Genomic DNA, 8498 nt, shown 5'->3' on the forward strand with positions numbered 1-8498 from the left:
CACCTGTCATTTCTGAGAGGTGGCTGCTTATCATTCTGTACAAGAAGAAAACAGCTCTCTCCTTGTACAGAAAAGATGAGTTTTCGTCCAATAAGAAATGACGTCTGGTGCTAGACTGGGACGTATAATTATGGCTGATAAAATGCCATCAAGCTCGGACTCTGTACATCTGGGTAGGGCAATAGACTTTCAAACTGTCAATCGTGCCGCCATGGGTATTCTTCCTGCGCTGCTGAGCCGTTGGCTGCCAGACGGCAAGAAGCAGGGTCACGAGTGGGTAGCGCGCAATCCCAAACGGAGTGACAGGAAACCCGGTTCTTTTAGTGTGAACTTGAACACGGGCCGGTGGGCAGACTTTGCGCAGGCCGATGCGCGGGGCGGAGATGTGGTCTCCCTTGCCGCCTATCTGGCGGACTGTTCTCAATATGAAGCCGCTGTGATGCTGGCAAAAATGCTTGGGCTGGCAGGAGGTGCGCAATGAGCACTTCCCAGCATATTCCAGCCATGGCCTGCATAGATGAAAACGGTCTATTCAAACCGCTGACAGATCTGGAAAAGCAGGCAGCCCGTGGGCTTGCGACAGATACCCATGATGCAGAAATGTGGGAGCCGATGACGCCAGCTCCCTCCGAACCGGAGAAGCCCCGCAATGCCACAGATATGTGGGTGTATCGGGATGCGGAGGGGCGGCCTTTGTTCGCTCGTTTCCGTTACAATGGCAAGCCCGGTGCAGATGGTATTCCGAAAAAGGAAGTCCGCCCGCTGACGTATGGCCGCCGTGTCTGGGCAGACAACAATGGGAAACATCAAGACGTTACCGGATGGCATTGGAAGCAACCAGCCAAGCCGTTGCCTCTCTATGGTCTGGATAAACTTGCAGCCCAGCCCGATGCACTGGTTCTTCTGGTGGAAGGTGAAAAAGCGGCTGACGCGGCCCGTGACCTGTTTCCCGATCTGGTCGTGCTTACCAGTGGCGGGAGCACATCCGTCCGAAGTGCCGATTGGTCGCCACTGTCAGGCCGGGATGTCACGATCTGGCCTGATAATGACGAGGCTGGTGAGAAATATGCTGAGCATGCTATTGAGGCGTTACGGGATGCCGGGGCTGCGTCTGTGCGAATGGTCGCGCTTCCCGATACCTTGCCGCCCAAATGGGACTTGGCGGATGATCTGCCCCTTGAAATGACGGGAGGCGATGCGGTCTCTGTGGCGGAGGCCCTCCGCCCGCTCATTGATGCCGCGCCACAGGCAGAAGCCAATGTAAAGATGCCGCCCGGTTACAGTATGACAAGCCGGGGCCTCTATTACACTCCAGAAGCAGGAGAAGATGGCCTTCCCAAACCAGCCATATGGGTTTGTGCCGCTTTTGATGTTGTTGCTGAAACACGAGATGAAAACGGGACAGGGTGGGGATTGCTGATCAACTGGCGAGATCATGACCGGCGCGCGCATCAATGGTCCATTCCGCGTAAAATGGTGCACGGGGAAGGCAAGGATATTGCGGGTGAACTGGAAGATGCAGGCCTGAACTGCAATATTTCTGCTACCCGACAGCTTCGTCAGTTCATTGCTTCCGTTCATACCAAAAGTCGTCTGCGCTGTGTCACCAATTCGGGTTGGCACAGGACGGATAATGGACCGGCTTTTGTGTTGCCCAATGGCATGACATTGGGGGAGGGCCGTCGGGCTGTGGCGTTTCAGACAACGCGCGCAGCTGCTGGCATGGAATATGCCACGGCAGGCAAGCTGGAGGATTGGCAGAACGACCTCGCTGTCTACGCCGTGGGAAACAGCCGCTTGGCATTCGCCTTGGCGGTGGCTTTCAGTGGGCCGCTTTTGGATATCATGGGTGAGCAGTCCGGCGGCTTTCATATTGTTGGCGCCAGCCAGGCCGGTAAATCTACGGCCCTGTTCGCGGCGGGCTCTGTCTGGGGCAAGGGTGATAGGGACGGGCAGATACGCTCATGGCGTGGCACGACAAATGGGACAGAGGGCATCGCTGCCGAGACTTCTGACACCTTGTTGATTCTGGATGAGATGGGGGCGGCAGACGGGCGCGAGGTCGGGGACATTACCTATATGCTGGCCAACAATACCGGCAAGCAGCGCGCAGGACGGAACGGGGAAGCACGGGCCCGCAAGACATGGCGGTCCCTGTTCCTATCAACGGGTGAAGTTACTCTCGCCACCAAGATGGGAGAGGCTGGCCGTCGGGTTATGGCGGGGCAGGAGGTGCGTCTTGTCAGTATCCAAGCAGATGCCGGGGCCGGTATGGGGCTGTTTGAAAATCTGCACGGAATGCCTGGCGCCGGGGATCTTGCTGACCATATCCGCAGGGCTGCGCGCACCCATTATGGTACGGCCAGTCGCGCCTATCTTGATGCTCTTGTCAAAGAACGGGCTGACGATGAAGCGGGCCTTGCATCCGGTATCAAGAGTCTTGTTGATCGGTTTGAGGCGGACTGTCTACCTAATGGCATAGCAACAAGCGGGCAGGTGCGTTCTGTTGTGCGCCGTTTTGGGTTGGCGGCTGCGGCTGGTGAAATGGCCGTGGCTTACAAGATTCTGCCGTGGCCATCAGGAGAAGCTACGCGGGCTGCGAAAGCCTGTTTTATGTCATGGCTGGATGATCGTGGCGGAACGCAGGCTGGGGAAGATCAGGAAGCAGTTGAGCAAGTGCGCCTGTTCATAGAACAACATGGAGAAAGTCGCTTTACCTTGCTGGGCGGCAATGAAGGTCAAGAGGACGCGTATAGCAAGACATTGAACCGCGTAGGCTACCGCCGCACCATGGCTACTTCAGAGGGAAATAAGTGGGAATATCTCATTTTCCCGACATCATGGCGTGAAGTGGTTTGCAAGGGCATTGATCCCAAGCGCGCAGCACAAGCTCTTATCGCGGCGGGTTATCTTATCCCCAGCCCGGACGGTAAAGCATCCAAGTTGGTTAAATCTGCTGAAATAGCTCGGGAGGCCGGGACATCAAAAACTGGCCGTTTCTATATTGTTAGCGGAGACATTATCGGAGGTGACCGATGATGACCAGTCGATTGGTAACACCGGTAACACGGAGTAAAAGGGAGTGTGTTACCGCGCTGCTTCATGAAAATAGGCGGAAAACAGCCATTTTTACGCATGGTAACACCAGTAACACCGATAACACCGCAAAAACATATACCCGGAGGGCTTTCGTGTGGTGAGCCAAGTTCTTCGTGATCTGTTTGCTAGGGATAGCGATCCATTCCAAGTCAGCTTCTTGGTCAAGGAAATAGAAAGTTTGGGGGCGCATATTGTTCTTGCTGATGGGCAGCCAGTTATACGAGGTAACCGATCCGTAATCTCTCCCGATTTACTGGTGCGACTCAAAGAAAATAGGGCACTCATTATTGAGCATCTGAAAGAACAGGCTGCTCATAGTGCGGAGAGAATGGAGGGCATAGAGCAAGAACGATCTGGCATCCGCAGAGATATGGAGACGGGCAAGCTGCATGTGTTTGGGAACCCCAGTTCCCAATGGTTAATGGCGCAAGGCTGGGAATGGGATAAGCATCGCCGTAGGTTTATGGCTCCCTATCCATTCGACAGGGAAGACCCGCATCCAAGTTGTATGATTGGAGGAGGCCCTAAATTAACTGATGATTACCCGGAACTGATGTTTGAGCCGCAGAACGAGCAAGCGGCATAGGTCTTACGCAGGAAAGCTAGACAGGGACTTCCATCATGGAGGTCCCTTTTTTGTATGGGGTGCGATTACACAAGCATAGCATTACAGGCTTCAATTCTATAGGTGTCCGCATTTATTTAATAAATATATATCTCTCATACAAAAATATAAGATACTGATTTTGTGAGTGTTTACGGTGATTGTTTTAAGAGGGGGAGTAAGAGGGGTAACGCTCAACAAGCGACCGCTATCTTTTTGTTTTTACTGGATATTTTTCAGGAAAATGGTGGAGGGAGTTGGATTCGAACCAACGTAGGCGTACGCCAGCGGATTTACAGTCCGCCCCCTTTAGCCACTCGGGCATCCCTCCGATTTGTTGAGCCGTGATCTAAAGGGTTGGAGGAGTGTTGTCAATGCTTTGAAGGGTATTCTTTCTCTTTTTGTGGTTTTGCTTTGCTTCGGCTCGTGGCAGGGCTGGACAGCAGAGGAGGATAGAGGAAAGCTGCCCTCACTTTTGATCCATGATCCTGAATTGAAACAAGGAGAGAATACGCGTGAGCCGACATCAAACAGTCAAGCGGCACACACCGCGATCTTTAGCGGCGTTGGATGCTCCTATCGTGTCTCTTACCGCTTATACGGCCCCTATGGCCCGCTTGCTGGATGCGCATTGTGATCTGCTATTGGTGGGGGATTCTTTAGGCATGGTGGTGTACGGCATGGATTCCACTTTGGCCGTAACCCCGGAAATGATGATAGCCCACGGCCAGGCTGTTGTGCGTGGCAGCCAGCAGGCCTGTGTGGCGGTGGATATGCCTTTTGGTAGTTATCAGGAAAGCCCACAGCAGGCGTTCCGGGTGGCGGCGCAGATTATGGCGCAAACAGGGGCCGGGTGCGTAAAGCTGGAAGGCGGGCAGGAAATGGCCGAGACCATTCAGTTTTTGGTGCAGCGCGGCATTCCAGTTGTGGGGCATATCGGGCTTAAACCACAGGCCGTGCACGCGCATGGCGGCTTCCGCACCGTTGGCCGAGGCGATGAGGCCGAGCAGATTCTAGCAGATGCACGCGCTGTGCAGGATGCTGGCGCATGGGCGGTGGTGATTGAAAGCACAATGGAACCGCTTTCCCGCAAGATCAGCGAGATCTTGCATATTCCGACTATTGGCATTGGGGCTTCTCCCGCGTGTGGCGGGCAGGTGCTGGTTACAGAGGATATGCTAGGGCTGTTTCCTGATTTTACACCCAGATTTGTGAGAAAATTTGCTGATCTGGGCAAGGAGGTTGAGCAAGCCGCCGCCGCATATGCTCAAGCCGTGCGCAATCGTAGTTTCCCCGGTCCGGCTGAATGTGTCGGAATGCCAGAGAAGAAATAAGTGCTTCCAGTGTTCCGGGCCACTTTAGAGTGAACCCGGAATACTGGAAATACAAAGGTAACGCCGTGTTAGTGATAACGGGCCAACCACCACCCGTAAGAAGGCGGCAGCACATTTCCCGCACCTTTAACGTGTAAAGCGCGTGCGGCTTCATACGGCCAGTGCGGGTTGGCAAGGAATGGCCGCCCAAGTGTTGCCAGATCCAGCGCACCTGTGCGGATCAGCGCATCTGCCTGTCGGCCTTCGCTGATATACCATGAGGTTGTGACAGGCAGCGCGGCTTCCTGTTTTACGCGTTGAGCGTAAGGCGCCATAAACCCGGCACCCCACGGAATATTGGCTGTGGGGGTAGAAAACCCGATGCTGACATCCAGAAAATCCAAGCCTGCCCCTTTCATTTTCTGAACAAGGGTAATGGATTCCGCCAGCGTTTGTTCATCCTGCCCATCAAATTCAATCACGCCAAAGCGGGCGGAAAGGGGCAGGTTTTCAGGCCATACAGCACGCACGGCTTCCAACGTTTCCAGCAAAAAGCGGCCACGATTTTCGGCCGAGCCACCGTATTGATCCGTGCGTTTGTTGGAGTGGGTGGACCAAAAACTTTGTGCCAGATAACCGTGCGCAAAATGCAGCATCAGCCATTTAAAACCGGCATCTCGCGCACGTTCTGCGGCACGCACAAAATCGGCTTTTACACGGGCAATGTCATCCAATGTCATTTCCGTGGGCACGCGGGGCAGGTTAGCCCCAAATGCTACAGGTGAGGGCGCAATGGGTTGCCATCCTGCCGGGTCTGATTCTGGAATATGGTCATCACCTTCCCACGGCACGTGTGCGCTGGCTTTGCGCCCGGCATGGGCAAGCTGGATGCCGGGCACTGCGCCTGCTTTGCTTATAGCCGCTGTAATAGGGGCAAAGGCAGCAGCCTGCTCATCATTCCATAAACCAAGGCAGCCGGGGGTAATGCGCCCTTCGGGGGAAACGGCTGTGGCTTCCACCACAACAAGCGCTGCACCGCCACGGGCCAGTGTGGGGTAATGCACGCTGTGCCAATCATTCGGCACGCCTTCTTGCGCTGTGTATTGGCACATAGGGCCAACCACAATACGGTTGCGTAAGGTAATATCTTTAAGGGTATAAGTATCAAACAGTGTCGGCATGCGTAGTCTCCGTTACGGATCAGGTCTGCACGACCATTAGTTCGACTATAATCGAACTAGTCCTGTAGGCAAGAGTTAAGGGCTCAAGCGCAACCCATGAAGCAGTATGACCATCCTGCGCCCGAAGCGTTCAAGTTGGCGGATATTCTGCACGCGCTGGCAGATCCTTTTCGGCTTTCTGTTGTGCAAAAGCTGATGCAGCATCAGCCTCAGGCTTGTGCGCCATTGCAGGATGGGCGGCCCAAATCTTCTATTTCCCACCATTTTGCGGTGCTGCGTAAATCTGGTTTGTTACGCACGGAAGTCGTGGGCGTAACCCACATGAACAGCCTGCGTTTGCAGGATATGGAAGCACGCTTTCCCGGCCTGCTGGCGGCCATTCTGGCGGCTGCGGAGCAAGAGCAAATGCCTACTCCACAACCAGCCTGATATATTCACCTATGGGTTTAGGGCACCAGTACGGCGGCACCATCAAACCGACCATGCCGTAAATCATCCAGCGCCTTGTTGGCGTCTTTTAGGGCATATGTGGTTGTGGTGGTGTGGATGCCGATTTTTGGCGCAATGGACAGAAAATCTAACCCATCCTGACGCGTAAGATTGGCAACGGAAACAATTTCACGCTCTTCCCACAAGGTATCGTAAGAAAAGGCAGGTATTTCGCTCATATGGATACCAGCACATACCACACGGCCACCTTTGCGCAGGGTTTTGAGCGCTGCTGGCACCAAAGAACCTACGGGTGCAAAAATAATGGTGGCATCCAGTTGTTCTGGCGGCAGCTCATCCGAACCTCCGGCCCATGTTGCTCCTAATTCACGCGCAAAAGCTTGCGTTTTGGCATCACCGGGGCGGGTAAAGGCGTAAACCTGCTTTTTCTGCCACACCAGAACCTGCGCAATAATATGGGCGGCAGCCCCAAAACCATAGAGCCCAACTTTTTGTGCATTTCCGGTTTTTGCCAAGGAACGCCAGCCAATAAGCCCGGCACATAATAGGGGCGCTACTTCTACATCAGAGCCTTCTTCCCCCAATGGAAAAGCAAAGCGGGCATCTGCTACGGCCATTGTGGCGTAGCCGCCATCCCGCGTATATCCGGTAAATACGGGATGGTCACACAGATTTTCATGATGATCACTGCAATAAAAGCAGTGTCCGCATGTGTGCCCAAGCCACGGAATGCCTACGCGCTGCCCAACGGAAAGAGAGGTAACGCCAGAGCCAATTTGGTCAATCCGCCCGACAATTTCGTGGCCGGGGATAATAGGTAGTTTGGGGTGTGTAAGGTCTCCATCCACCACGTGTAAATCTGTGCGACAGACACCACAGGCCAACACTTTTACCCGAATTTCACCGGGGCCGGGCACAGGGTCTGGCACTTCCTCCCATTGCAGGGGCGTTTTGGGCTGGTGCAGACGCATGGCAAACATGGGAGGCTTCCTTTTTGCGGTATCAAACCTTGGTGTTTTCTACCAGAATGAAAGATATCCTGCGCAGCAGAAAGTGAGATGTCTTTGATCTGCCGCAGTTTGCAGCAGGGTTTTTGCTAGTTCTGGCTTAAAAGTGGCACAGCACGGCCACCGGCACCATTGGTGAATGCCTGCACCTGCACACCAATAACGTGCCACCCGCCCTGATCATGAAACAATAAAGGTGCGCCGCTGCTGCCATGTGTGCCCGCGCAATTATGCACCAGTAGCGTGTTACCGCCCCCATCTTGTGTCATATTCAAAAAATGGCAGTTTTGGTCAGCGGTAATAATATCAGGCTGGTTTTGCTCATACCCGCCCAATACAACAGGCAATCCGGGTGTAAGGGCCTGTAGAGGTGTATCGATATGGAAAACCTCGTTCGGCTTGGCGATAGCATGATCCAGAATAAGCGTGGCATGGTCTAACCCGCCACTATTGCCTTCCTGATCTGTTCTGTAACCGGGGGGGATAATAATTTGCACGGCACGGGCATGGGCCATGTAATGGTCACCCGTATAAGCACGCAAAAAATGCACGCTTTCAGGCCGCACAAACCCACGCACATGGCTCAGCCACAGGCAGTGCCCGGCAGTTTCCACCACGTTGGGTGCAATTAAAAAGCCGGTGCATCTGCTGCCCAGTTCTGTTTGCACACGCCCCACGGCAGACCAAGGCGGCTGCATGGCATCCATTTTTTGGCGTGGGTCTTGCAGCCCTACGCCAGCCAGATGCGTGCGATAGGCTGGGCCTTCTGCGTTGGCGGCATGGCTTACCAAGGCGGCGTGCATGGCAGCGGTAAAGGCCACCATGCAGGAAAAAAGAAGGTTAC

8 protein-coding genes and 1 tRNA gene are annotated in these 8498 nt (G+C 54.2%); 5 read left to right on the top strand and 4 right to left on the bottom strand.

The window, feature by feature from the left end; all coding sequences use genetic code 11:
• Positions 1–97: 97 nt before the first annotated feature.
• From FKW31_RS13425 to FKW31_RS13435, 3 genes are all read left to right on the top strand, one after another.
• Positions 98–481 (top strand): hypothetical protein, encoded by a 384-nt coding sequence (locus FKW31_RS13425; RefSeq protein WP_150178781.1) that lies wholly within the window; start codon positions 98–100, stop codon positions 479–481.
• Complete coding sequence (locus FKW31_RS13430) at positions 478–3039, top strand: DUF927 domain-containing protein (RefSeq protein WP_150178782.1); 2562 nt, start codon at positions 478–480, stop codon at positions 3037–3039. Before FKW31_RS13425 ends, FKW31_RS13430 begins: the two co-directional genes overlap by 4 nt.
• A gap of 157 nt (positions 3040–3196) precedes the next feature.
• Positions 3197–3685: a hypothetical protein gene (locus FKW31_RS13435; protein WP_238332847.1), complete on the top strand. Its 489-nt coding sequence runs from the start codon at positions 3197–3199 to the stop codon at positions 3683–3685.
• Positions 3686–3948: 263 nt separating this feature from the next.
• Here FKW31_RS13435 and FKW31_RS13440 read toward each other — a convergent pair.
• A tRNA-Tyr gene (locus FKW31_RS13440) sits at positions 3949–4034 on the bottom strand.
• Between the two features lie 184 nt (positions 4035–4218).
• Here FKW31_RS13440 and panB point away from each other — a divergent pair.
• On the top strand, positions 4219–5037 hold the full coding sequence (gene panB, locus FKW31_RS13445) for a 3-methyl-2-oxobutanoate hydroxymethyltransferase (protein ID WP_089178791.1): 819 nt from the start codon (positions 4219–4221) through the stop codon (positions 5035–5037).
• 68 nt (positions 5038–5105) lie between these two features.
• Here the strand turns inward: panB and FKW31_RS13450 are convergent, their stop codons facing one another.
• The gene (locus FKW31_RS13450) at positions 5106–6197 is read right to left on the bottom strand and encodes an NADH:flavin oxidoreductase/NADH oxidase (RefSeq protein WP_150178784.1); all 1092 of its coding nucleotides are present in this window, start codon (positions 6195–6197) and stop codon (positions 5106–5108) included.
• Between the two features lie 96 nt (positions 6198–6293).
• On the opposite strand from FKW31_RS13450, the gene FKW31_RS13455 reads away from it, so the two are divergent.
• Complete coding sequence (locus FKW31_RS13455; RefSeq protein WP_150178785.1) at positions 6294–6626, top strand: helix-turn-helix transcriptional regulator; 333 nt, start codon at positions 6294–6296, stop codon at positions 6624–6626.
• Between the two features lie 17 nt (positions 6627–6643).
• On the opposite strand, the gene FKW31_RS13460 is transcribed toward FKW31_RS13455, so the two are convergent.
• Positions 6644–7627, bottom strand: a complete 984-nt coding sequence (locus FKW31_RS13460) for a zinc-dependent alcohol dehydrogenase family protein (RefSeq protein ID WP_150178786.1) — start codon at positions 7625–7627, stop codon at positions 6644–6646.
• A 116-nt stretch (positions 7628–7743) separates the two neighbouring features.
• Positions 7744–8498: serine protease (locus FKW31_RS13465; protein WP_238332848.1), on the bottom strand; the 755-nt coding region annotated here is incomplete at its 5' end.

This window comes from Acetobacter sp. DmW_136, assembly GCF_008690365.1.
Lineage (GTDB): Bacteria > Pseudomonadota > Alphaproteobacteria > Acetobacterales > Acetobacteraceae > Acetobacter > Acetobacter oryzifermentans.

Bases quoted from the DNA above. Each gene is read 5' to 3' on its own strand.
- FKW31_RS13460 (WP_150178786.1), bottom strand. From the start codon at position 7,627: ATGTTTGCCATGCGTCTGCACCAGCCCAAAACGCCCCTGCAATGGGAG.
- FKW31_RS13450 (WP_150178784.1), bottom strand. From the start codon at position 6,197: ATGCCGACACTGTTTGATACTTATACCCTTAAAGATATTACCTTACGC.
- FKW31_RS13455 (WP_150178785.1), top strand. From the start codon at position 6,294: ATGAAGCAGTATGACCATCCTGCGCCCGAAGCGTTCAAGTTGGCGGAT.
- FKW31_RS13425 (WP_150178781.1), top strand. From the start codon at position 98: ATGACGTCTGGTGCTAGACTGGGACGTATAATTATGGCTGATAAAATG.
- FKW31_RS13430 (WP_150178782.1), top strand. From the start codon at position 478: ATGAGCACTTCCCAGCATATTCCAGCCATGGCCTGCATAGATGAAAAC.